The sequence below is a fragment of the Nocardioides dokdonensis FR1436 genome (genome assembly GCF_001653335.1).
GTDB classification, from domain to species: domain Bacteria; phylum Actinomycetota; class Actinomycetes; order Propionibacteriales; family Nocardioidaceae; genus Nocardioides; species Nocardioides dokdonensis.
The window spans coordinates 2795048-2816022 of record NZ_CP015079.1 but is presented as its reverse complement, the minus strand read 5'-3'; the positions used below and the strand labels follow the sequence as shown (position 1 = coordinate 2816022).

The window sequence follows — 20975 nt, the reverse complement described above, 5'->3', positions numbered from 1 at the left end:
GTGGAAAGGTCCGCGCCGACCCACCGGGTGCCACCTAGGCTCGACCCATGGTCGTCGTCATGTCTCCCGAGGCCACCGACGAGGACGTGGCGCACGTCGTCGCGCGGGTCGAGGAAGTCGGTGGCGAGGCCTTCGTCAGCAAGGGCGTGCTCCGCACGATCATCGGCCTGGTCGGGGACATCGAGTCCTTCCACCACCTCAACCTGCGCACCCTGCGCGGGGTCGCCGACGTGCACCGGATCTCCGACCCCTACAAGCTGGTCAGCCGTCAGCACCACTCCGACCGGTCCACGGTCTGGGTCGGTCCCGCGGGGCACCAGGTGCCGATCGGTCCCGACACGTTCACGTTCCTGGCCGGACCGTGTGCCGTGGAGACGCCCTCGCAGACCCTCGAGGCAGCGCAGATGGCCGCCTCGGCCGGTGCCACGATCCTGCGCGGCGGCGCGTTCAAGCCGCGCACCTCGCCGTACGCGTTCCAGGGCCTGGGCCTGCGGGGGCTCGAGATCCTCGCCGACGTGCGCGAGGCGACCGGGCTGCCGGTGGTCACCGAGGTCGTGGACGCCCGCGACGTCGCCGTGGTCGCGGAGTACGCCGACATGCTGCAGGTCGGCACCCGCAACATGGCCAACTTCGGGCTGCTGCAGGCCGTGGGCGACGCCGGCAAGCCGGTGCTGCTCAAGCGCGGGATGACCGCGACGATCGAGGAGTGGCTGATGGCGGCCGAGTACGTCGCCCAGCGCGGCAACCTCGACATCGTGCTGTGCGAGCGCGGCATCCGCACCTTCGAGCCCGCCACCCGCAACACCCTCGACATCTCCGCGGTTCCGGTGGTGCAGGCCACCAGCCACCTGCCGGTGATCGTCGACCCCTCGCACGCCGCCGGCCGCAAGGACCTGGTGGTGCCGCTGTCGCGGGCCGCGATCGCGGTCGGCGCCGACGGCATCATCGTCGACGTCCACCCCGACCCCGAGACCGCGCTGTGCGACGGCCCGCAGGCACTGCTCGGCACCGACCTGCGCGCGCTGGCCTCCGCGGTCCGCCGGCTGCCCCCGGTCGTCGGCCGGGTCGACGCCGGTGAGCGCATCCGCACCTCGTGACGGTGCACTGCCCCGGTTGCGGCACGCCCGCGGTCGACGTCGGGCGCTACTGCACCGGCTGCGGCCGGCCGCGCGACGACGCCCCCGAGGTCGCCGCCCCGCTGCCGAGCGCGCAGCCCACGCCCGTGCGCTACCCCCTGTACGCCGAGCAGCCGCCGCCGGCGCCCCCCTCCTGGTCGCAGCCCACGGAGACCGGTCTGCCGGTCGTCCCCGGCCCCGCCCCCCGACCTGACCCCGCTCCGCACCGTGCCCCCCGGCGCCGCCGCCGGTTGCTCGCGGCGCTGCTGGTGCTGGGCGTCGTGGCGCTGGTCGTGGCGCTGGCTGTGACGCTGGCCGTCACGCTCGGTGGCGACGACGACCCATCAGGCTCCGAGCGGACGGACGCCTCCTCGGGCGACCCCGCCGACCTCACCCGTCGGGCCGAGGCCTCGGCGCCGACCCAGGACGCCGACAGCGTCGACATCGCCTCCGGCGAGACCACGACGTACGACGCGAGCAACCTGCTCGACGCCGACCCGACGACCGCCTGGCGGGTGCGTGGCGCGGCGACGGGCACGGAGCTGACCTTCACCTTCGAGGAGCCGGTGGTGCTGACCTCGGTGGGACTGGTCAACGGCTACGCGAAGACCTCCGTCGACTCCGACGGCACCACCTTCGACCTCTACGCCGGCGGCCGGCGCATCACCGCGGTCACCTGGCTGCTTGACGACGCTCCCCCGGTGCGCCAGGAGCTGGACGAGACCCGTGAGCCGCAGACGCTCGACCTCGGCGCGGTGACCACGCGCACGGTACGCCTGCGGGTGGAGTCGGTCACCGAGCCCGGCGCGGGTCCGGCGGCCCGCGACACCACCGCGATCAGCGACGTGGCATTCACCGGGTTCCTGGACTGAGCACCGGCGGGTGATGGGTGCCAGCACCCATCTCACGTCGGCCCGGATGGGTGGTCCGACCGACGCGGACCGCGCGGCGCGGCTCCTAGCGTGAGGAGCCCACCCGCACCCACCTGGAGGAGCCATGAGCACCACCCCCACCGACGGCACCACCGACGCCGCCATCGACACCGCCATCGACACCGTCATCATCGGCGCCGGCCAGTCCGGCCTGGCGACCGGCTACCACCTGCAGCGCCGCGGCCTGCCCTTCGTCATCCTCGACGCCGCCGACCGCGTGGGCGACGGCTGGCGCCACCAGTGGGACTCGCTGCGGCTCTACTCCCCCGCCCGGTACGACGCCCTGCCCGGGATGGCCTTCCCCGCCCCCGCGTGGTCCTACCCCGGCAAGGACCAGGTCGCCGACTACCTCGAGTCCTACGCGCAGCACTTCGACCTCCCGGTCCGGCTGCGCACCCGGGTCCGCACCCTCGAGGCCGACGGGGCGGGAGGCTACGTCGTGCGCACCGACACCGGCGACCACCACTGCAGCAACGTGGTGGTCGCGACCGGGACGTTCGGCCGGACCCCGCACGTCCCCGACCTCGCCGACCGGCTCGACCCGTCCATCCTGCAGCTGCACTCCAGCGAGTACCGCCGCCCCGGCCAGCTCCGTGACGGCCCCGTCCTGGTGGTCGGTGCGAGCCACTCCGGCTCCGACATCGCCTACGAGGCCGCCGCGACCCGCACCACCATCCTGGCCGGCCGGGACTGCGGACAGATCCCGCCCCGGTTGGACACCGCGAAGATGCGCCTGCTCTTCCCGGTGCTGATGCTCGTGTGGAACCACGTGCTCAACCGCCGTACCCCGGTCGGGCGTCGGGCGATGCCCCACATCCGTCACCACGGCGGCCCGATGCTCCGGGTCAAGCGCTCGGACCTCGCGGACCGCGGTGTCGAGCGGGTGACCTCCCGGGTCGAGGCCGTCGAGGACGGGCGCCCGGTCGTCGACGGCACCCCGCGCGACGTGGCCACCGTGGTCTGGGCGACGGGTTTCCGACAGACCTACGACTGGATCCACCTGCCCGTCCTGGGCGACGACGGCTGGCCGCGGGAGATGCGGGGGGTGGCCACCGACGCGCCGGGGCTCTTCTTCGGGGGACTGTGCTTCCAGTACTCGTTCACCTCGATGCTGCTGGCCGGCGCCGGCAGGGACGCCGGCCACGTCGTCGACCGGATCGCCGCGCGCCGGCGTCGTACGAGCCTCGACGCGGTCGCCTGAACGGGCCTACTCTCGGTGGGGAGGACACCCCACGATGAGCGTGACCCGGTTGGAGCAGGCCCGCGCCGACTTCGAGCGCGGCGACTGGGCAGCGGCGCACGCCGCCTGGGCAGCGACCTCCCCCGAGTCGATGTCGACGTCCGACCTCGGCGACCTCGCCACCGCTGCGGAGCTGGTGGGCCGGCACGCCGAGACGGTGGCGGCGCTGCAGCGGGCCTTCACCCGCAGCCACGACGCGGCCGACCTGCCCGCGGCCGTGCGGTACGCCTTCCGGCTGGCGATGAACACGGCCGCGCACGGACAGCCTGCCCTGTCGGCCGGGTGGGCGGCCCGGGCGGAGGGGCTCGTCGCGGAGCTGGACGAGGCAGCGGCCGAGCACGGCTGGGTCGCGTTCCTGCGGATGTTCCGAGCCCTGGGCGCCGGGGCCTTCGCGGAGGCCGGCGCCTGCGCGGACCGGGTCACCGAGGCCGGGCACCGCCTCCGCGACCCCGACCTGGTCGCCATGGGCACCTGTGCGCAGGGGCGGATCGCGATGTATGCCGGCCGGGTTCCCGCCGGCCTGGCCCTGCTCGACGAGGCCATGGTGCGGGTGGTGGCGGGCGAGGCGTCGCCGGTGATCGCGGGCCACGTCTACTGCACGGCGATCGAGGGGTGCCAGGAGGTCGGTGACCTCGCCCGGGTGGCGGAGTGGACCGCCGCGCTGGAGCAGTGGTGCACCCGGCAACCGGGGCTGCTGGCCTTCACCGGCCAGTGCTCCGTGCACCGCGGCCAGCTGATGCGCCTGCACGGGCAGTGGGGCGGGGCGCTCGCCGAGCTCGAGCTCGCCTGCCGGCGCTACGAGCAGGTGCAGGCACCCGACGCCGCCGGGGCGGCGTCGTACGAGCGAGGGGAGGTGCTGCGCCTGCAGGGCGACCACACGGCGGCCGAGGAGGCCTACGCCCTGGCGGCGGACCGGGGCTACGACCCGCAACCGGGGCTGGCGCTGCTGTGGGTCGACCGCGGACGCACCGCGGCCGCCCGGGCGGCGGTCGGACGGCTGCTGGACGAGACCGGCGGGCCGGTCCAGCGCTCCCGGCTGCTGCCGGCCGCGGTGGAGGTGCTGCTCGAGTGCGCGGAGCACCAGCGGGCCCGGGAGCTGGTCGACGAGCTGGACCGGCTCGCCGAGGACTTCGGCTGCGCAGGGCTGCTCGCCGCGGCCGCGGCCGCGCACGGCGCCGTCGAGCTGGCGGCAGGTGACGCCGCCGGCGCCCTGCCCTACCTGCGCAAGGCGTCCACCGCCTGGGCGGCCCTCGGCTGTCCCTACGAGGTCGGCCGGGTGCGGGTGCAGGTGTCCCGTGCCCTGGAGGCGCTGGGCGACCGCGAGTCGTCGCTGGCCGAGCTGGACGCCGCCCGCCGCACCTTCACCGGGCTCGGCGCGGGTCCGGCGCTCGCCGAGGTGGACCGGCTGCGGCACCCGCAGGTCCTGCCCGGCAGCCTGACCGCACGCGAGGTCGAGGTGCTGGCCCTGGTCGCGGTCGGGCACAGCAACGCGCAGATCGCAGCCGAGCTGGTGCTCAGCGAGAAGACCGTGGCCCGGCACCTGAGCAACATCTTCACCAAGCTCGGCGTGGGCTCCCGCACCGCGGCCGCTGCGTTCGCCTACGAGCACGACCTGGTCTGACGCCCCTCCGGTCAGAGGCCGGCCAGCACCGCCGCGGCCTTCTCGGCGTCGGCCCTCGTGACTCCGAGATGGGTCACCAGGCGCACCGTCCGCGGCCCGACGGTGGCCACCCGGACGCCGGCGTCGGCGGCGCGAGCGACGAAGTCGGGGGCGTCGTCGTGCGGCACGACCACGATGTTGGTGTCCACGCCGGCGGGGTCGACGCCGCAGGCCTCGGCCAGCAGCCGGGCGTGCTCGTGGTCGTCGGCCAGCCGGTCGAGGTGGTGGTCGAGGGCGTGCCGCCCGGCCGCGGCCAGGATGCCGACCTGCCGCATCCCGCCGCCCATCCGCTTGCGGCGCACCCGCGCCTCGACCATGGCGTCGGCGCTGCCGACCATCAGCGAGCCGACCGGGGCGCCGAGGCCCTTGGACAGGCAGACCGCCATCGTGTCGGCGACGGCGCCGTACTCCGCCAGCGGGGTGCCGGTCGCGACGTGGGCGTTCCACAGCCGGGCGCCGTCCATGTGCACGGCGATGCCGGCGCCGTCAGCGAGCTCGCGCAGGTCGCGCAGGTCGCTCATCGGCAGCACCGTGCCGCCCGCGAAGTTGTGGGTGTTCTCGACCGAGACCGCCGCGGTGCGCACGAAGAACGGGCCCATGTCCGGGGCGACCAGCGAGGCCACGGCGCCGAGGTCGAGCTGCCCGCGCGGGTGGATCCAGGTGCGCATGGTCAGCCCGGAGATCGCGGCGTGGGCGCCGAGCTCGGCCCGCGCGATGTGCGCGGAGGCCTCGCACAGCACCTCCTGGCCGGGCTCCACCAGGGCGCGCACGGCCAGCACGTTGGCCATCGACCCGGTGGGCATGAACAGCGCCGCCTCGTGGCCGAGCAGCCCCGCGACGTGCTCCTCGAGGTCGAGGACGGTCGGGTCCTCGCCGTACACGTCGTCGCCCACCTCGGCGCGGGCCATGGCGGCCCGCATCGACTCGGTCGGCTTCGTGACGGTGTCGCTGCGGAGGTCGATCATCAGGCGTCGCGCAGCATCTCCGCGACCAGGAACGCCGTCTCCAGGGACTGCACCCGGTTGAGCCGCGGGTCGCAGACCGACTCGTAGCGGTTGCCGAGGTCCATCTCGGCCAGCTCCTCGCCACCACCGACGCACTCGGTGACGTCGTCGCCGGTGAGCTCGATGTGGATGCCGCCGGGCCAGGTGCCCAGCGAGCGGTGCACGTCGAAGAAGCCCTGCAGCTCGTCGATGACGTCCTCGAACTTGCGGGTCTTGTAGCCCGAGGAGGCCTCGAAGGTGTTGCCGTGCATCGGGTCGCAGACCCAGGCGACGTGCAGGCCGGCGGCCGTGACCTTCTCGACCAGGTCGGGCAGGCCGTCGCGGATCTTGCCCGCGCCGAAGCGGGTGATGAAGGTCAGGCGACCCGGCGTGTTGTCGGGGTTGAGCTTGGCGGCCAACGCGATCGCGTCGTCGGCGGAGGTCGTGGGGCCCAGCTTCACACCGATCGGGTTGCGGATCCTGCTGAGCAGCTCGACGTGGGCGCCGTCGAGCTGGCGGGTGCGCTCGCCGATCCACACGAAGTGGCCCGAGACGTCGTACGGCGCGTCGGTGCGCGAGTCGATGCGGGTCATGGCGTGCTCGTACTCCAGCACCAGCGCCTCGTGGCTGGAGTGGAAGTCGACGCGGCGGAACTCGTCGGGGTCGGCGCCGATGGCGTGCATGAAGGTCAGCGCGCGCTCGATCTCGCCGGCCATCGTCTCGTAGCGCTGCCCGGCGGGGCTGGAGCGCACGAAGTCGGTGTTCCAGGTGTGCACCTGGCGCAGGTCGGCGTAGCCACCGGTGACGAAGGCGCGCACCAGGTTGAGGGTGGCCGCGGAGGAGTTGTAGACGTCGACGAGGCGCTGCGGGTCGGGGATCCGCGAGGCCTCGTTGAACTCGTAGCCGTTGACGGCGTCGCCGCGGTAGGCCGGCAGCGTGATGCTCTGGCCGTCGACGACGCGGGTCTCGTTGTCGGAGGAGCGCGGCTTGGCGTACTGGCCCGCGAGGCGACCGACCTTGACCACCGGCACGGAGGCGGCGTACGTCAGCACGACAGCCATCTGCAGCAGCACGCGCAGCTTGTTGCGGACGTTGTCGGCGGTGACGCCGGCGAAGGTCTCGGCGCAGTCGCCGCCCTGGAGCAGGAAGGCCTCGCCGCGGGTGACCGCGGCGATCTTCTCGGTCAGGTCGTCGCACTCACCCGCGAAGACCAGCGGGGGCATGGTGCGCAGCTTCTGGACGGCGGTGTCGACAGCGGCACGGTCGGGGTACGACGGCTGCTGGGCCGCTCCGCGGGCGTGCAGGCTCTCGAGGTCGGGGATGGCGCTCACCGTGCCAGCCTACGTCTGTCCGGGCGCCCCTCCGATTCGCGGCCCGGTCGTGGGACGCGGCTCACCCGCTGGCCGGATCCTCACTGCTCCTCGAGGTGGTCGATGTCGCGGAACCCGGTCTTCTTGGCCCGCACCCCCCGGTTGGTCAGCCAGGACAGCAGCCACAGGGCCACGCCGATGAGCAGGAGGTAGCCGGCGATGGAGTACTGGATGTAGTCGTCGTCGTTGCGGGCCCACGGCCCGACCAGGAACGCCGCGGTGACGGCACCGGCGTACGGCACCCAGCCGGGGGCCCGGAAGACGGGCTCGGTGCGGGTGTCGCGGCGCAGCACCAGGCAGGCGATGTTGACCACCGTGAAGACCGCCAGGAGCAGGAGTCCGGTCGTGCCGGCCAGGGCCACGACGATGTCGCTGTCGGAGCGCAGCCGCACGAAGGTGATCAGGCCCAGCGCCATCAGTGTGGTGAACACGATCGCGGCCCACGGTGAGCGGCGCCCGGGGAGGACGGCGGACAGCGAGCGCGGCAGCACGTCCTGCTTGGCCATCCCGTAGATGAGCCGGCTGGCCATCAGCATGTTGATCAGGGCCGTGTTGGCGACCGCGAAGACGGTGAGGAACGGGAAGATGTCGTCGATGGGCAGGCCCGGGGCGCCGACGCGCACGACGTCGAGCAGGATGCCTGCCTCGGGGTTGACCGGGTCGGCGATGTCGCCGGGCGGGATGACCACCACCACGGTGATGGCGACCAGCACGTAGATCACCGCACAGATCCCCAGGCCGGTGAGCATGACCCGCGGGAAGGTGCGCCCGGGGTCCTCGACCTCCTCGACCATGTTCACCGAGTCCTCGAAGCCCACCATCGCGAAGAACGCCACGGTGGTGGCGATGGTGATGGCGACGAAGACGTTCTTGTCCCCCGAGGACTCGAAGACCACGATCCGCCCGACGTCGCCGTCGGAGGCCATCGCCCAGAAGCCGATGGCGATGATCACGCCGAGCGCGAGCACCACCACGGAGGTCAGCACCACGTTGAACTTCACGCTCTCGCCGACGCCGCGCAGGTTCACCAGCGCCAGCAGCACCATGAAGCCCAGGGCCACGAGCAGGGTGGCGGTGTCCCCGGTCGGCACGCCGCCGACCAGCCCGTCGAGGCCGAGGAGCAGGTTGGAGGCGACCAGGCCCGAGGAGGTGGAGGCGCTGGTGATGCCCGAGCAGACGACCGCGAAGGCGACGATGAAGGTCAGGAAGTGCACGCCGAAGGCCTTGTGCACGAAGAGCGCCGCCCCGGCCGCCTGCGGGTGCTTGGTGACCAGCTCGAGGTAGGACATGGCGGTGAGCGCGGCCACCGAGAAGGCGACCAGGAACGGCACCCAGGCGACGCCGCCGACCTCACCTGCGACGTCCCCGGTGATGGCGAACACGCCGGCTCCGATGATGTCGCCGATGATGAAGAAGAGCAGCAGCCGCGGGCCGATGACCCGTTTGAGCCCGCCCTGGTCACTGCTGCCCACCTGCTCGGTGGCGGTCTGCGTCCCCATGGGTCCTCCGGTTGCCGTGGCGCTGGTGGGGACACTCTGCCCACCAGGCGACCCGCCTCAAACGGACCATCTGCGTGGATGCCGCTCCTGCGACCGCGAATGAGACACTTATGTCTCAACAGCGACACACTTGTCCCAGGAGCTCGACCATGACCCAGCGCGACGACGCCCGCGACGCCGCACGGCGCCACCTCAACGAGGACCCCACGCTCAGCCTCGGCGACCTCGCCGCCCGCATCGGCATCGCCCGCGCCACCCTGCACCGGCACTTCTCCACGCGCGAGGCGCTCCTCACCGAGATCGGCAGCGCCTCGCTCGACAGCTGGGAGGAGTCGCAGCAGCGCTCCGAGCAGGCAGCCGCGATCGCCTCGGGCGACCCGGTCCGGCTGCGCGCCTGCATCGAGGAGCACCTGCGCGACTGCGTAGCCGACGCCGAGGAGTTCGGCTTCGCGCTCACCGACCACTTCCTGTCGCACTCCCCCGCGCTCGTCGAGCGGGCGACCGACCTGGAGACGCGGGACGTCGCGATGTACGCCGCGGCGCAGCAGGCCGGGGTGCTGCGCAACGACCTGCCCGCCGCCTGGCTCAGCCACGCGGTCTGGGGCCTGATGATCGGCTCCCGCAACGCCCTGCGCGCCGGCGACGTGGCCCGCCGCCCGCTCGAGGACATCGTCATCTCCACCTTCCTGGACGGGGTGTCCGCCCGATGAGCACGCGCACCTCGACCACGCCGCCCCGGCCGACCCCGGCACCGGGCCCCGCGGCCCCGCTCTCGCGCCGGCGGCGCTGGGCCGGCCTGGCGGTGCTCAGCGCCAGCCTGCTCGTCGTGGTGATGGACATGACGATCCTCAACCTGGCCCTGCCCTCGATCACCCGCGACCTGCGCCCCGACTCCGTCGAGCTGCTGTGGATGGTCGACGCCTACCCGCTGGCGCTGGCCGGGCTGCTGGTGACCGCCAGCGTCCTCGGCGACCGGTGGGGCCGCCGGCGGGTGCTGATGACCGGCTTCGCGCTGTTCGCCCTGGCCTCGCTCGGCGCCCTGGTCGTCACCGGCCCGGCCGGGCTGATCGCCGTACGCGCCCTGCTCGGCGCCGGCGGCGCGATGATCATGCCGTCGACGCTGTCGCTGGTCCGCACCCTCTTCAGCGACCCCCGCGAGCGGGCCACCGCCCTGGGGGTCTGGGGCTCCACCGCGGCGGTCGGCGCCGCCGTCGGCCCGATCGCGGGTGGTCTCCTGCTCGAGCACTGGAGCTGGCACGCCGCGTTCCTGGTCAACGTCCCCGTCATGGCGCTGGCGCTGGTCGCCGCCTGGACGCTGCTGCCCGAGAGCCGGTCGGCGAGGCCCGGTCGCCTCGACCCGGTCTCGGTGGCGCTCTCGGCACTGGGCATGGTCGGCTTCGTCTACGGCGTCAAGCAGGTGGCCCAGGACGGCGCGGAGCTCCTCCCCCTCACGGCGCTGGTGCTGAGCATCGTCCTGATCACCGCGTTCGTGCGCCGCAACCTGGTCGTCGACCGGCCCATGCTCGAGGTGCGGCTGCTGGGTCAGCGCACCTTCGGCGCCGGCGTCGTCACCGCCCTGGTCACGAGCATCGCGATGGCCGCGGTGTTCCTGCTCGTCAGCCAGTGGCTGCAGCTGGTGCAGGGCTGGTCACCGCTGCAGTCGGGCCTGGCGCTGCTGCCGGCGGCGGTCACCGGCGTGCTGGCCGGACCGCTCGCCCCCGCCCTCGCGGCCCGGATCGGGGCGCGCGCCGTGCTGGTGGGCGGACTCGTCTCCGGCGGCCTGGGCTTCGGCTTGATCGGCGTGCTGCCCCCACCGCTGCCCTACGTCGGGGTCGCCATCGGGCTGGGCCTCGTGGGGCTGGGCACCGCCTCGCTGGCGGTCGCCTCCGCGGTGATCATGTCCGCCGCCCCGGCCGACCACGCCGGCAGCGCGGCCGCGATCGAGGAGTCGAGCTACGAGCTGGGCGCCGTCCTGGGCGTGGCCGTGCTCGGCAGCCTGGCCGCATCGGTCTATCGCTCCGGCCTCCCCACGAGTGCGCTCGGCGGGCTCCCGGCTGCTGACGCCGTGACCGCTCGCGAGTCGATCGGCGGCGCGGTCGAGGTCGCCTCCCAGGGTGGACCGGGCACCGCGGAGCTGCTGGTGACCGCCCAGGGCGCCTTCACCGAGGCCCTGGCCGGCGCCGGCCTGGCCGGCAGCGTGCTGATGCTGCTCGCCGCGGTGCTGGTCGCCCGCCTGGCGCCGCGGGACCTCGACGTCTCCGCGGGGCACTGAGTCCTCCCTGCGGGGTCCTGGCCCTCTGCGACGTGCGCCTCAGCCGAAGAAGACCTCGGCCTCGGCGAACTCGGCGGCGCTGACGGTCTTGAGCTCGCCGGTGCCCTCGAGCAGCGGGACCCGCTCGATGCGGGTGCCGCGCAGCGCCATCATCGTGCCGAAGTCACCCGCCGCGACCGCGTCGGCGGCGTGGATGCCGAAGCGGGTCGCGAGCCAGCGGTCGAAGGCGGTCGGGGTGCCGCCGCGCTGGATGTGGCCCAGCACGACCGCCCGCGCCTCCTTGCCGGTGCGCTGCTCGATCTCGTGGGCGAGCCGGTCGCCGATGCCGCCCAGCCGCACGTGCCCGAAGGCGTCCTTGGCCCCCGACGAGACCGTCATGTCGCCGCCGTCCCGGGGCACCGCGCCCTCGGAGACGACGATGATCGGGGCGTACTCGCTCTCGAAGCGGGTCAGCACGTGGTCGCAGACCGCCTCGATGTCGAAGGGCTGCTCGGGGATGAGGATCGCGCTCGCGCCCCCGGCCATCCCGGCGTGCAGGGCGATCCACCCGGCGTGGCGGCCCATCACCTCGACCACGAGGACGCGGTGGTGCGACTCGGCCGTGGTGTGCAGGCGGTCGATCGCCTCGGTGGCGATGTTGACCGCGGTGTCGAAGCCGAAGGTGAAGTCGGTGCCGGACAGGTCGTTGTCGATGGTCTTCGGCACGCCCACGACGTGCACCCCGAGGTCGGCGAGCTTGGTGGCCACCCCGAGGGTGTCCTCGCCGCCGATCGCGACGAGGGCGTCGACGCCGTCGGCGGCCAGGTTCTCCCGGATGCGCTCCACGCCGTGCTCGAGGGCGAAGGGGTTGGTGCGTGACGACCCCAGGATGGTGCCGCCGCGCGGCAGGATCCCGCGGCACTGCTCGATCCCCAACGGCATGGTCAGGCCCTCGAGGGGGCCCTGCCACCCGTTGCGGTAGCCGAGCATCTCGAACCCGTGGTCACGGACCCCACGGCGCACGACGGCGCGGATCACGGCGTTGAGGCCGGGGCAGTCCCCGCCTCCGGTCAGGACTCCGACTCGCATGTCCACGACCCTAGCCCCTCAGACGGCCAGCGGCTCGGGGGCGTCGGAGACCCGGTCGGCCGCCAGCGGCAGCACCTCGCCCAGGCGCACCGCGACCGCAGCACCCACGAGCGCGACGACGCCGAGCACCGCCCAGATCGGCCACACCCCCCGCTCGAGCAGCCACGCGAAGCTGACCGGCGCCACGGCGCCGGCGACGTTCCAGGCCAGCTGCACCAGCGAGAGGTAGCGACCGCGCAGGTGGTCCGGCGCCGCTTCCGCCGACAGGGCGCCGTGCACCGGCCCGCCGAGGAGCTCGCCGGCGGTGTAGACGACCGAGCCCAGCAGCAGCGCCACCACCGCGAACGCCACCGGCAGCGCCCCGGCGAGCAGCAGCAGTCCGTAGGAGAGGGCGAAGGTGATGTGCGCCAGCAGCAGCACCCGCCACCGCCGGGCTCCGGTCATCGCCCGCACCACCAGCCCCTGGCCGACTCCCACCAGCACCGTGTTGAGGGTGAAGACCGCGCCGGTCACCCAGCCCGGCAGACCCAGCACGGTGGTGGCGTAGACGGGCATCGCCACGTTGAGCACCATCATCGCCAGGGCGTAGGCCAGCTGGCCGGTCACCAGCAACCGGTAGGGCCGGTCGCGCAGCACGGTGCTCCACGAGCCGGGCTCGGGCCGGTGCCCGCCGGCCGCGGTGGCCGGCACCGAGAGCAGCAGCGCGAAGGCCACGGCGTACGAGACGGCGTTGACCACGACCACCGCGGCGTACGCCGTCGGGGTGCCGAGCGTGATCGCGAGCCCGGCCGCCAGCCCGCCGAGCGCGAAGCCGACGTTGCGCAGCGCACTGAGGAACCCGAACCAGCGCTCGCGCTCGCCGGGGCGCGAGATGGCGGCGACGATGTTGCCGTAGGAGCCCCAGAACGCCGTGCGCCCCAGGGTGACGACCACGGTCCACAGCACGACCGCCGCGAACGACCCGGTGACGAGGTAGGCCAGGAACCCGACGCCCTGGAGCGCGTTGCCGACCAGCAGCACGGTCTTGGCGCCGAAGCGGTCGACGACCCCGCCGAGCAGGGGCCCGGCGGGCAGCGCGACGAGCGCCGCCAGCGAGAGCGCGGCGCCGACGCGGACCAGGCCGAGGTCGGTGGTGACCAGGAAGTACAGGACCGACACCGGCATGAAGACGCCGCTGCCGACGGCGTCGATGGCGATGGCGGTCACGAAGCGGCGGTGGTCCCCGAGAGAGGGCCACCCCATGCGATCGGTCCAGCTGGTCGGGTGCGGCACGCGAGCATCCTCACCGCTGGGTGGGCAGCACCGCCACCTCTCCCAGGATCGCTAGAGTCGCGGCATGACGTTCTCGATCGTGGCCCGGTCCGCCGACGGCGAGTCCTGGGGGGTGGCGGTGGCCTCGAAGTTCCTCGCGGTCGGAAGTGCGGTGCCGGCGGCGGTCGCCCAGGTCGGCGCGATCGCGACCCAGGCCGACGCCAACGTCGCCTACAAGGGGCTCGCCCTCTCCCACCTCGACGAGGGCGCCACCGCCTCGGTGGCGCTGGACCGGCTGCTCGAGGAGGACGAGGGGCGCGAGCACCGCCAGGTGGGCATCGTCGACGTCGACGGCGGCGCCGCCACCTTCACCGGTCCCGCGTGCCTGGACTGGGCCGGCGGGCGCAGCGGAGCCGGGTACGCCGTCCAGGGCAACGTCCTGGTCGGTGAGGAGGTGGTCGCCGCGATGGAGACCGCCTTCCTCGGCTCGGACCCCGACGCCCCGCTCGGGGCGCGGCTGCTGGCGGCGCTCGCCGCCGGCGACGACGCCGGCGGGGACCGCCGCGGCCGGCAGTCGGCGGCGCTGCTGGTGGTGCGCGACGAGGCGGGCTACGGCGGCCTGGACGACATCGAGGTCGACCTGCGCGTCGACGACCACCCCACGCCGGTGGTCGAGCTGGCCCGGCTGCTCGACCTCAACGAGCTCTACCTGACCGCCTCCACCGAGGACGAGAAGGTGCCGGTCACCCCGGAGCTCGAGGCCGAGCTCGAGGCCTTCGCCGCCGACGCCGGGCACCGCGACTTCCGGGCCTGGGTGGGCACCGAGAACTACGAGATGCGGGTCGCGCCCGACCTGGCCTGGATCGACCGGCGGATCCTGGCCGTCGTGCGCCGCGGAGCCGCATGAGCCCTGTGCTGGGCATCGATGCCGGAAGCACCGGGGTCACCGCGGTCGTCGTGGACGTCGACGGCTCGATCCGCAGCCACGCCCGCCGGGACCTCGCACAGCACCACCCCGAGCCAGGATGCGTGGAGCATGCACCCGAGGAGATCTGGCAGGCCACGCTCGAGGCGGTGCGACAGGTGCTGGCTCGCACCGACGCCGCCGGCCTCACCGGCATCGGGATCACCGACCAGCGCGACACCCTGCTCCTGTGGGACCGCGAGACGCTGGGGGCCCCGCGGCGCGCCATCGGCGGGCAGGACCGGCGTACGACGCAGGTCTGCGCGCGGCTGCGCGCCGAGGGACACGAGGCGCGGGTCCGCGCGCTGACCGGCCTGCCGCTCGACCCGCGCTTCGCCGCCACCCGGCTCACCTGGCTCGCCGAGCACGAGCCGCGCACCTGGGGCCTCGTCGAGGCGGACCGGTACGCCGTCGGCTCGGCCGGCTCCTACCTCGTGGCCCGGATGACCCGCGGGGTCGAGCACGTCACCGACGTGTCGAACGCGTCCCGCACGCTGCTCCTCGACCTCACCACCGGCGACTGGTCAGACGAGCTGTGCGCGCTGTTCGGGGTGCCTCGCGACGCCCTGCCCGAGATCGTGCCGAGCTGGGGGGAGGTCGCCACCACCGACCCGCGCTCGTTCCTCGGCCTGTCCCTGCCGGTCACGGGCCTCGCGGGCCACGGACCGGCGGCGCTCGTCGGCCGGGCCTGCTTCGACGCGGGCGACACCCAGTGCACCTACGCCGCCGCCTCGACGATCGTGACCCACACCGGCGCCGAGCCGGTCCGCTCCGACGGCGGGCTGCTGACCACCGCGGCCTGGCGCTCCCCGGCCGGCCGGGACGCCTTCGCCCTCGAGGGCACCGCCCCCGCCGCCGATGGCGAGTCGGTCGAGGCGGTCGCCTCCGGGGTGGGCGACGTCCTGGCAGCGCTGCCGGTGCTCACCTCGGTGCGCGTCGACGGCCCCGCCAGTGCTGACGACCTGCTGTGCCAGCTCCAGGCCGACCGGACCGGCCGCCCGGTCGAGCGAGCGGCGCGGGACCACGCCGGCGCGGGCCCGCGGGGCGCGGCGTACCTCGCCGGCCTCGGCACCGGGCTGTGGCCCTCCACCGACGCGCTGCGCGACCTCTGGCCCCTCGACCGCCGCTTCACCCCCCGCGAGTCGGCGCAGATATCACTCTGAGTCGGCGCAGATATGCGCCGGGTCAGAGCGATATCTGCGCCGGGTCAGCGGAGGGCTTCGGCGGCGCCGGCACGCTCGACCTCGGCCTGGGCCTCCTCGAGGGCGGCCTGTGCCTCGTCGCGCTCCTCCTCGGCGTCCTCCAGCTCCTCCTCGACGTCCTCGTACGACGCCTCGAGGTCGGCGAGGCGGCGGCGCAGCTCGTCCATCTCCGACTGCACCTGCAGGCCGCGGGCCTCCAGCTCCGCGACCCGAGCCCCGGCCTCGTCGTGGGCGGCCCTGGCCAGGGCCAGCTCGGCCTCGGCCGCCTCCAGCGCTTCCTGGGCGGGTGCCCGGGCCCGGGCACCCGCCTCCGGATCGGGTACGACGCGCAGGTCCGGGCGCGCCGGGGGCGCGGCCTCCTGCCGGTCGACCGCCCGGGCCTCGAAGCCCAGCGCCTGGGGCAGCGCCACCGCCGCGCCGACGTCGACGTCGTCGACCCCGGTGGTGGCGAGCGGGGCGACCAGCAGGCCGCTGCGCACCGCCCGGGCACAGTCCTCGTCGAGGATGGCCGCGGTGAGCGTGGCCTGCACCTGCTCGGCGACGGCCTCGGTGACGCGCAGCCCGTGCTCCCGGGCCAGCCCCCGCGCCGTGGTCGTGAGCGCGGCCGTGAGCTGACGGCGCTGCTTGGTCAGGGTGCGCAGCTCCTCGGCCGACATGCTGGCCTGGGCCCGGCGCAGGGCGGACCCCACGGCCAGCACCTGCTCGACCTGGTCGGTCTCGTGGCGCACCAGCAGGTCGACCACCCAGGCCGCGGTCGACGGCTTGCGCAGGGCCTTGAGGTCGCGGGCCAGGTCGGTGCCCCTGTGCTGCTTGACCAGTGCGTCCCTCGACCCGGTGAACTCGGCGAGCGCCAGTCCGTAGAGCCGATCGGCGAGGTCGAGCAGCGACGACTCCGGCCCGGACCCGGCGTCGTCACTCATCGTCGTCGAGGCCGCGCTCGATGGCCCAGCGGGTCAGCTCGACCCGGTTGTGCATCTGCAGCTTGCGCAGCGTGTTCTGCACGTGGTTCTGCACGGTGCGGTGCGACAGGACGAGCCGCTCGGCGATCTGCTTGTAGGACCAGCCCTTGGCGACCATCCGCAGCACCTCGGTCTCCCGCTCGGTCAGCTCGGGGTGGCCGTCGGGGTCGTCGTCGGGGGTGTCGGAGAGGCGGCGGTACTCCCCCAGCACCAGCCCGGCCAGGCCCGGGGTGAACACCGGGTCGCCGACCGCCACCGCGGCGACCGCGGCCAGCAGCTCCTCGCGGGACGCCGACTTCACCAGGTAGCCGGTGGCGCCGGCCTTGACCGCGGCCAGCACGTCGGCCTGCTCGCCGGAGGCCGAGAGGATCAGCACCCGCGCTGAGGGGTCGACGCCCAGCACGCCGGCGGTGACCTCGACGCCGCTGGGTCCGGGGATCTGCAGGTCGAGCACGACGACCTGGGGGCGCGCGGCGGGGAACCGGGCCAGCGCCTGGTCGCCCGTGGCGGCCACGGCGACCACGTCGTGCCCGGCGGCGGCCAGGTCACGCTCGACCGCGTCGCGCCACATCGGGTGGTCGTCGACCACCATCACCCGCAGCGGGGTGGTCGGGGCGTCGACGGTGGGGTCAGCGGTCATGGCGTCGAGCCTAGGGGGCGCCGAGGCGGAGATAGCGACCGCGCCGGTGCCCCAGCGCGCCGCCCGGACCGTCGTCGTCGCCGACCTCGACGTGCACCAGCCGGCACGCCACCTCGAGCGACCAGCCGATCTCGCGGTGGCCCTCCAGCTCCACCCCGGCCCAGGTGGGCGCGGACACCGGCCGTGGGCCCCACGGCGTCTGCTCGAAGTCGGTGAGCCGGAAGGGGCCGCCGGGGGCCGGCACGGTGCCGGCGAAGGCGTCGGCCAGGTAGCGGTGCTCCCAGGCCAGCAGCGCGACCACCGCCCGGCCGGTGTCGAGCAGGGTCTCGGTGAGGTCGGCCTCGGGGTCGAGCAGGCCCAGCATGCGGGCCGGCTCGCCGTGCGCCAGCACCTGCGACGTCACCGTCAACCCGGCCCGCAGCGCGCCCTCGCCCGCGGCCCACAGCGAGACCGCGCCGCCGAGCCGCCCGCGGAGGCGGCGTACGGGGTCGGGATCGGGGTCGGCGAAGGGGTGCGTGTCGTGGATGGTCATCGCGGCAGCACCAGCTCCCACTCGGTGCCGAACGAGCCGGTGCTCAGGCCGGCGCTGCCGCCGAGGTCCTCGAGGCGCCCGCGGATCGAGCCGCTCACCCCGAGCCGCCCCTCGCCCACGGCCTCGTCGAGACGTCCCTCAGGGATGCCCGGGCCCTCGTCGCGCACCGACACCTCGACCCGGTCGGCCAGCGCCTCGAGCAGCACCCAGGCCCGTGCGGGCCCGCCCTCGGCCGGGGCCGGGACGTGGCGCTGCACGTTGTCGAGGCAGGCCCCGACCGCGGCGACCAGCTCGCTCACCACGTGCTCGGGCAGGCGCACCGACGCCGCCGGCACCGCCACCTCGACCCCGGGGCGCGCGTCGAGCCGGACCAGCTCGGCCGCCAGGTCGGCGGTGCGCTCGGCCGTGCCGGAGTCGCCCGAGACACCGGAGGGGCTCCCGTCGACGGCGTCCTGGGTGCGGATCAGGCCGCGCAGCACGACCTCCTGCTCTCCGGCCAGGCGGCTCAGCTCGGCGCCGTCCCCGCCCAGCTCCCGGCCTCGGCGCTGGACCAGCGCGAGGACCTGGAGCACCCCGTCGTGCACGGCCCGGGCCAGCCGGGTGCGTTCGGCCGCGACCGCCGCGGCCCGCTCGGCCCGGTCCCGCTCGGTCGCCATCTGCTGCAGCGAGGCGGCCATGAAGCCGACGATCGGGCCACCGATGAGGAGCAGGAAGACGTTGCCGTAGACCGACTGGCTGACGTCCTGGCGCACTGCGAGGTCGGTGCCGGCCAGCACGACGGCCGCGACCAGCCCGCCCTGCCAGCGCAGGTGCACGGCCCAGGCGAGGAGGGCGGCCATCACCCAGAAGCCCGGGACCGAGGCGTTGAAGCCGGTGCCCTTGACCAGCGGGCTGGCCAGCAGCGCCACGACGGCCAGCGCGAGGTCGGCGCTCAGCAGCGGCCACCGGCGTCGGGCGGGGGCGGCGTACCAGTGGCCGGCCAGGACGGTCCAGACCACGAGCAGGCCGACGAGCCCCATCCCGAGCATCGGGCGCTGGAAGTTGTCGTAGCGGTAGACGTTGAGGACGACCATGTTGGCCAGCACCACCCAGCGCAGCCAGGCCAGGGCCTGGAAGAGCCGGTCCTCGACCGCCACCGCCGCGGGGTCGGTGGCCCCGCGGAAGAAGAGCGCGAAGCGGGTCAGGACGCCTTCTTCTGCTCGGCAGCGGCCTCGGCGGCCGCGGCGTCGGCCCGCTTGGACTCCTCCTTGGCGCGGGTGGCGTACATGTCGACGTACTCCTGCTCGGAGAGCCGCATGATCTCGTACATGATCTCGTCGGTGATCGAGCGCAGGATGTAGCGATCGTTCTCGAGACCCTCGTAGCGGGAGAAGTCCAGGGGGCGCCCGAAGCGCACCACCGGGCGCGTGAAGGAGCCGAACTTCTTGCCCGGCGGGGCGACCACGTCGGTGCCCACCACCGCGACCGGGATCACCGGCACACCGGTCTCGAGGGCCAGGCGTGCGACGCCGGTCTTGCCGCGGTAGAGCCGCCCGTCGTGCGAGCGGGTGCCCTCGGGGTAGATGCCGAAGAGGCCGCCCTCGCCGAGGACGCGCTTGGCCGACAGCAGGGCCCCGGCGGCAGCGTCCGCGCCGGTGCGGTCGATCGGCACCTGGCCGGAGCCGGAGAAGAAGGTCTTCTGCAGCCAGCCCTTGACCCCGGTGCCGGTGAAGTACTCCGCCTTGGCCACGAAGGTGACCCGGCGCGAGAGCGTGAGCGGCATGAACAGCCAGTCGGCGTACGAGAGGTGGTTGCTGGCCAGGATCGCCGGCCCCTCGTCGGGCACGTGGTCGCCGCCCTCGACCTGGGGCCGGAAGACGATCCGCAGCAACGGACCGATGGCCACCCACTTGAGGAACCAGTAGAACACCGAGACAACCCTCCCCGACCACGTGCGACAGCATCCACGGGAGCCGCCTGGGGCGCCCGCCGCGGACACGACGTGTCGGTCGGTCCACCCGAGGGGCAGCCTAGGGCATGATCTCGGCCATGACCCCTCAGTCCGCGCCGCCGGTGCACCCGCTCGCCTCCCCGTTCACCACCGAGGCGCAGCCCGCCTCGACCGGTGGGCGCCGGGTCGGGGTGCTGCTCAGCCACGGTTTCACCGGCCAGCCCGCCTCGATGCGGCCGTGGGCCGAGGCGCTCGCAGCGATGGGCTACGCCGTCGAGGTACCCCGCCTGCCCGGGCACGGCACCACCTGGCAGGACCTCAACACCTACCGCTGGGACGACTGGTACGCCGAGCTGCGCGCCGCGCACCGTCGCCTCGTCGACCGGTGCGACGTGGTGGTGCTCGCCGGGCTGTCCATGGGCGGCGCGCTGGTGCTGCGCCTGGCCGCCGACAAGCCCTCGGCCACCGAGGTGGCGGGGGTGGTCGTGGTCAACCCGGCCGTGGCCAGCAAGCGTCTCGACGTCAAGCTGCTGCCGGTGCTCAAGCACGTGGTGCCCTCGTTCCCCGGCATCGCCGACGACATCAAGAAGCCCGGCGTCTCCGAGCACGGCTACACCCGCACCCCGCTCAAGGCGGTGCACTCGATGATGCAGGCCTGGCCCGGCCTGGTCCGCGACCTGCCGCAGGTCACCGCGCCGCTGCTCTACGCGCGCTCGAGCGTGGACCACGTGGTCGACGAGTCGTCGGAGCCGTTGATCACCTCGAAGGTCTCCTCGCGCGACGTCACCGTGCTGCGCCTGCCCGAGAGCTACCACGTGGCGACGCTCGACCACGACCTGCCGCTGCTCATCGAGGAGTCGGCGGCCTTCATCGCCCGGGTGACCTCCGACTGAGGACCACCGCCTACGCTCGAAGGGTGCCCCGCGAGAACGACGACGACGCCTGGCGCGCGATCGTCGAGAACTTCGGCGATCGTGCCGATCTCGACGACGCCGGCGCCGCCGAGGTCGCGCCGCCGCCCGCGGTGCCCGAGGAGGACCGGATCCGCCCGGCCGACCCCGAGCCGTACGTCGATCCCCCGGCGCCCGTGCCGGACGACGAGGACCGGTTCGTGCCGCCGGACCCCGCCCCGCTGCCCATCCCGACGCCCGACCGCGGCATCGCCTGGCTCGGTGTCTTCGGTGCTCCGGTGGTGCTGCTGGTCTCGCTGCTGGTCGGCATCGACCTGCCGACCTGGGTCGGCTGGCTGCTGGTGGTCTGGTTCGTGGGTGGCTTCGTCTACCTGGTCCACCAGATGCCGCGCGAGCCCCGCTCACCGTGGGACGACGGCTCCCGGATCTGAGGTCGTGCCCCTCAGC

Annotated in this window: 20 protein-coding genes; 10 read left to right on the top strand and 10 right to left on the bottom strand. The window is 74.1% G+C overall.

Features of this window, described 5'->3' with window-relative positions:
* Positions 1-47 precede the first annotated feature (47 nt).
* From aroF to I601_RS13335, 4 genes are all read left to right on the top strand, one after another.
* Entirely contained in the window at positions 48-1097 is a 1050-nt protein-coding gene (gene aroF, locus I601_RS13350; RefSeq protein WP_068110568.1) for a 3-deoxy-7-phosphoheptulonate synthase, read from the top strand.
* A complete protein-coding gene (locus I601_RS13345; protein ID WP_068110565.1) occupies positions 1094-1987 on the top strand; it encodes a discoidin domain-containing protein in 894 nt (297 codons plus the stop codon). The genes aroF and I601_RS13345 overlap by 4 nt, the downstream gene beginning before the upstream one ends.
* 124 nt (positions 1988-2111) lie before the next feature.
* Positions 2112-3248 (top strand): flavin-containing monooxygenase, encoded by a 1137-nt coding sequence (locus I601_RS13340; RefSeq protein ID WP_068110562.1) that lies wholly within the window; start codon positions 2112-2114, stop codon positions 3246-3248.
* A gap of 34 nt (positions 3249-3282) precedes the next feature.
* Positions 3283-4908 (top strand): helix-turn-helix domain-containing protein, encoded by a 1626-nt coding sequence (locus I601_RS13335; RefSeq protein WP_068110559.1) that lies wholly within the window; start codon positions 3283-3285, stop codon positions 4906-4908.
* An 11-nt stretch (positions 4909-4919) separates the two neighbouring features.
* Here the strand turns inward: I601_RS13335 and I601_RS13330 are convergent, their stop codons facing one another.
* From I601_RS13330 to I601_RS13320, 3 genes are all read right to left on the bottom strand, one after another.
* Positions 4920-5912, bottom strand: coding sequence for a threonine aldolase family protein (locus I601_RS13330; protein WP_068110556.1), 993 nt, complete (start codon positions 5910-5912; stop codon positions 4920-4922).
* Positions 5912-7261 carry a class II 3-deoxy-7-phosphoheptulonate synthase gene (locus I601_RS13325; RefSeq protein ID WP_068110554.1) on the bottom strand — a complete coding sequence of 450 codons (1350 nt, stop codon included), beginning with the start codon at positions 7259-7261 and terminating at the stop codon, positions 5912-5914. Before I601_RS13325 ends, I601_RS13330 begins: the two co-directional genes overlap by 1 nt.
* Positions 7262-7341: 80 nt before the next feature.
* On the bottom strand, positions 7342-8799 hold the full coding sequence (locus tag I601_RS13320; protein WP_068110551.1) for an APC family permease: 1458 nt from the start codon (positions 8797-8799) through the stop codon (positions 7342-7344).
* Between the two features lie 149 nt (positions 8800-8948).
* On the opposite strand from I601_RS13320, the gene I601_RS13315 reads away from it, so the two are divergent.
* Positions 8949-9509 (top strand): TetR/AcrR family transcriptional regulator, encoded by a 561-nt coding sequence (locus tag I601_RS13315; protein ID WP_068110549.1) that lies wholly within the window; start codon positions 8949-8951, stop codon positions 9507-9509.
* Positions 9506-11071: an MFS transporter gene (locus tag I601_RS13310; protein WP_084527583.1), complete on the top strand. Its 1566-nt coding sequence runs from the start codon at positions 9506-9508 to the stop codon at positions 11069-11071. Before I601_RS13315 ends, I601_RS13310 begins: the two co-directional genes overlap by 4 nt.
* A gap of 39 nt (positions 11072-11110) precedes the next feature.
* Here the strand turns inward: I601_RS13310 and I601_RS13305 are convergent, their stop codons facing one another.
* On the bottom strand, positions 11111-12139 hold the full coding sequence (locus I601_RS13305) for a 6-phosphofructokinase (protein WP_068110546.1): 1029 nt from the start codon (positions 12137-12139) through the stop codon (positions 11111-11113).
* 18 nt (positions 12140-12157) lie between these two features.
* Positions 12158-13411: an MFS transporter gene (locus I601_RS13300; RefSeq protein ID WP_237089410.1), complete on the bottom strand. Its 1254-nt coding sequence runs from the start codon at positions 13409-13411 to the stop codon at positions 12158-12160.
* A 64-nt stretch (positions 13412-13475) separates the two neighbouring features.
* Between I601_RS13300 and I601_RS13295 the strand changes: the two genes are divergently transcribed.
* Together I601_RS13295 and I601_RS13290 are read left to right on the top strand one after the other, a co-directional pair.
* A complete protein-coding gene (locus I601_RS13295; protein WP_068110543.1) occupies positions 13476-14297 on the top strand; it encodes a DUF1028 domain-containing protein in 822 nt (273 codons plus the stop codon).
* A complete protein-coding gene (locus I601_RS13290) occupies positions 14294-15517 on the top strand; it encodes an FGGY family carbohydrate kinase (RefSeq protein WP_068110539.1) in 1224 nt (407 codons plus the stop codon). Before I601_RS13295 ends, I601_RS13290 begins: the two co-directional genes overlap by 4 nt.
* A gap of 44 nt (positions 15518-15561) precedes the next feature.
* Here I601_RS13290 and I601_RS13285 read toward each other — a convergent pair whose 3' ends face one another.
* The 5 genes from I601_RS13285 to I601_RS13265 are packed head-to-tail and all read right to left on the bottom strand — an operon-like array spanning position 15562 to position 19596.
* On the bottom strand, positions 15562-16476 hold the full coding sequence (locus I601_RS13285) for a hypothetical protein (protein ID WP_068110536.1): 915 nt from the start codon (positions 16474-16476) through the stop codon (positions 15562-15564).
* On the bottom strand, positions 16469-17155 hold the full coding sequence (locus I601_RS13280) for a response regulator (RefSeq protein WP_068110532.1): 687 nt from the start codon (positions 17153-17155) through the stop codon (positions 16469-16471). The genes I601_RS13285 and I601_RS13280 overlap by 8 nt, the downstream gene beginning before the upstream one ends.
* A 10-nt stretch (positions 17156-17165) precedes the next feature.
* The gene (locus I601_RS13275) at positions 17166-17687 is read right to left on the bottom strand and encodes a flavin reductase family protein (RefSeq protein ID WP_068110529.1); all 522 of its coding nucleotides are present in this window, start codon (positions 17685-17687) and stop codon (positions 17166-17168) included.
* Positions 17684-18823, bottom strand: a complete 1140-nt coding sequence (gene macS, locus I601_RS13270) for a MacS family sensor histidine kinase (protein WP_157520153.1) — start codon at positions 18821-18823, stop codon at positions 17684-17686. The genes I601_RS13275 and macS overlap by 4 nt, the downstream gene beginning before the upstream one ends.
* A gap of 44 nt (positions 18824-18867) precedes the next feature.
* Complete coding sequence (locus I601_RS13265) at positions 18868-19596, bottom strand: lysophospholipid acyltransferase family protein (RefSeq protein WP_068110527.1); 729 nt, start codon at positions 19594-19596, stop codon at positions 18868-18870.
* 119 nt (positions 19597-19715) lie between these two features.
* On the opposite strand from I601_RS13265, the gene I601_RS13260 reads away from it, so the two are divergent.
* Both I601_RS13260 and I601_RS13255 read left to right on the top strand, forming a co-directional pair.
* A complete protein-coding gene (locus I601_RS13260; RefSeq protein WP_068114911.1) occupies positions 19716-20510 on the top strand; it encodes an alpha/beta hydrolase in 795 nt (264 codons plus the stop codon).
* A gap of 23 nt (positions 20511-20533) precedes the next feature.
* Positions 20534-20959 (top strand): hypothetical protein, encoded by a 426-nt coding sequence (locus tag I601_RS13255; RefSeq protein WP_068110524.1) that lies wholly within the window; start codon positions 20534-20536, stop codon positions 20957-20959.
* Positions 20960-20975: the final 16 nt, after the last annotated feature.

Coding starts and splice junctions, on each gene's coding strand:
- aroF (WP_068110568.1), top strand. CDS start 48: ATGGTCGTCGTCATGTCTCCCGAGGCCACCGACGAGGACGTGGCGCAC.
- I601_RS13340 (WP_068110562.1), top strand. CDS start 2,112: ATGAGCACCACCCCCACCGACGGCACCACCGACGCCGCCATCGACACC.
- I601_RS13335 (WP_068110559.1), top strand. CDS start 3,283: ATGAGCGTGACCCGGTTGGAGCAGGCCCGCGCCGACTTCGAGCGCGGC.
- I601_RS13330 (WP_068110556.1), bottom strand. CDS start 5,912: ATGATCGACCTCCGCAGCGACACCGTCACGAAGCCGACCGAGTCGATG.
- I601_RS13320 (WP_068110551.1), bottom strand. CDS start 8,799: ATGGGGACGCAGACCGCCACCGAGCAGGTGGGCAGCAGTGACCAGGGC.
- I601_RS13315 (WP_068110549.1), top strand. CDS start 8,949: ATGACCCAGCGCGACGACGCCCGCGACGCCGCACGGCGCCACCTCAAC.
- I601_RS13310 (WP_084527583.1), top strand. CDS start 9,506: ATGAGCACGCGCACCTCGACCACGCCGCCCCGGCCGACCCCGGCACCG.
- I601_RS13305 (WP_068110546.1), bottom strand. CDS start 12,139: ATGCGAGTCGGAGTCCTGACCGGAGGCGGGGACTGCCCCGGCCTCAAC.
- I601_RS13295 (WP_068110543.1), top strand. CDS start 13,476: ATGACGTTCTCGATCGTGGCCCGGTCCGCCGACGGCGAGTCCTGGGGG.
- I601_RS13290 (WP_068110539.1), top strand. CDS start 14,294: ATGAGCCCTGTGCTGGGCATCGATGCCGGAAGCACCGGGGTCACCGCG.
- I601_RS13285 (WP_068110536.1), bottom strand. CDS start 16,476: ATGAGTGACGACGCCGGGTCCGGGCCGGAGTCGTCGCTGCTCGACCTC.
- I601_RS13280 (WP_068110532.1), bottom strand. CDS start 17,155: ATGACCGCTGACCCCACCGTCGACGCCCCGACCACCCCGCTGCGGGTG.
- I601_RS13275 (WP_068110529.1), bottom strand. CDS start 17,687: ATGACCATCCACGACACGCACCCCTTCGCCGACCCCGATCCCGACCCC.
- I601_RS13260 (WP_068114911.1), top strand. CDS start 19,716: ATGACCCCTCAGTCCGCGCCGCCGGTGCACCCGCTCGCCTCCCCGTTC.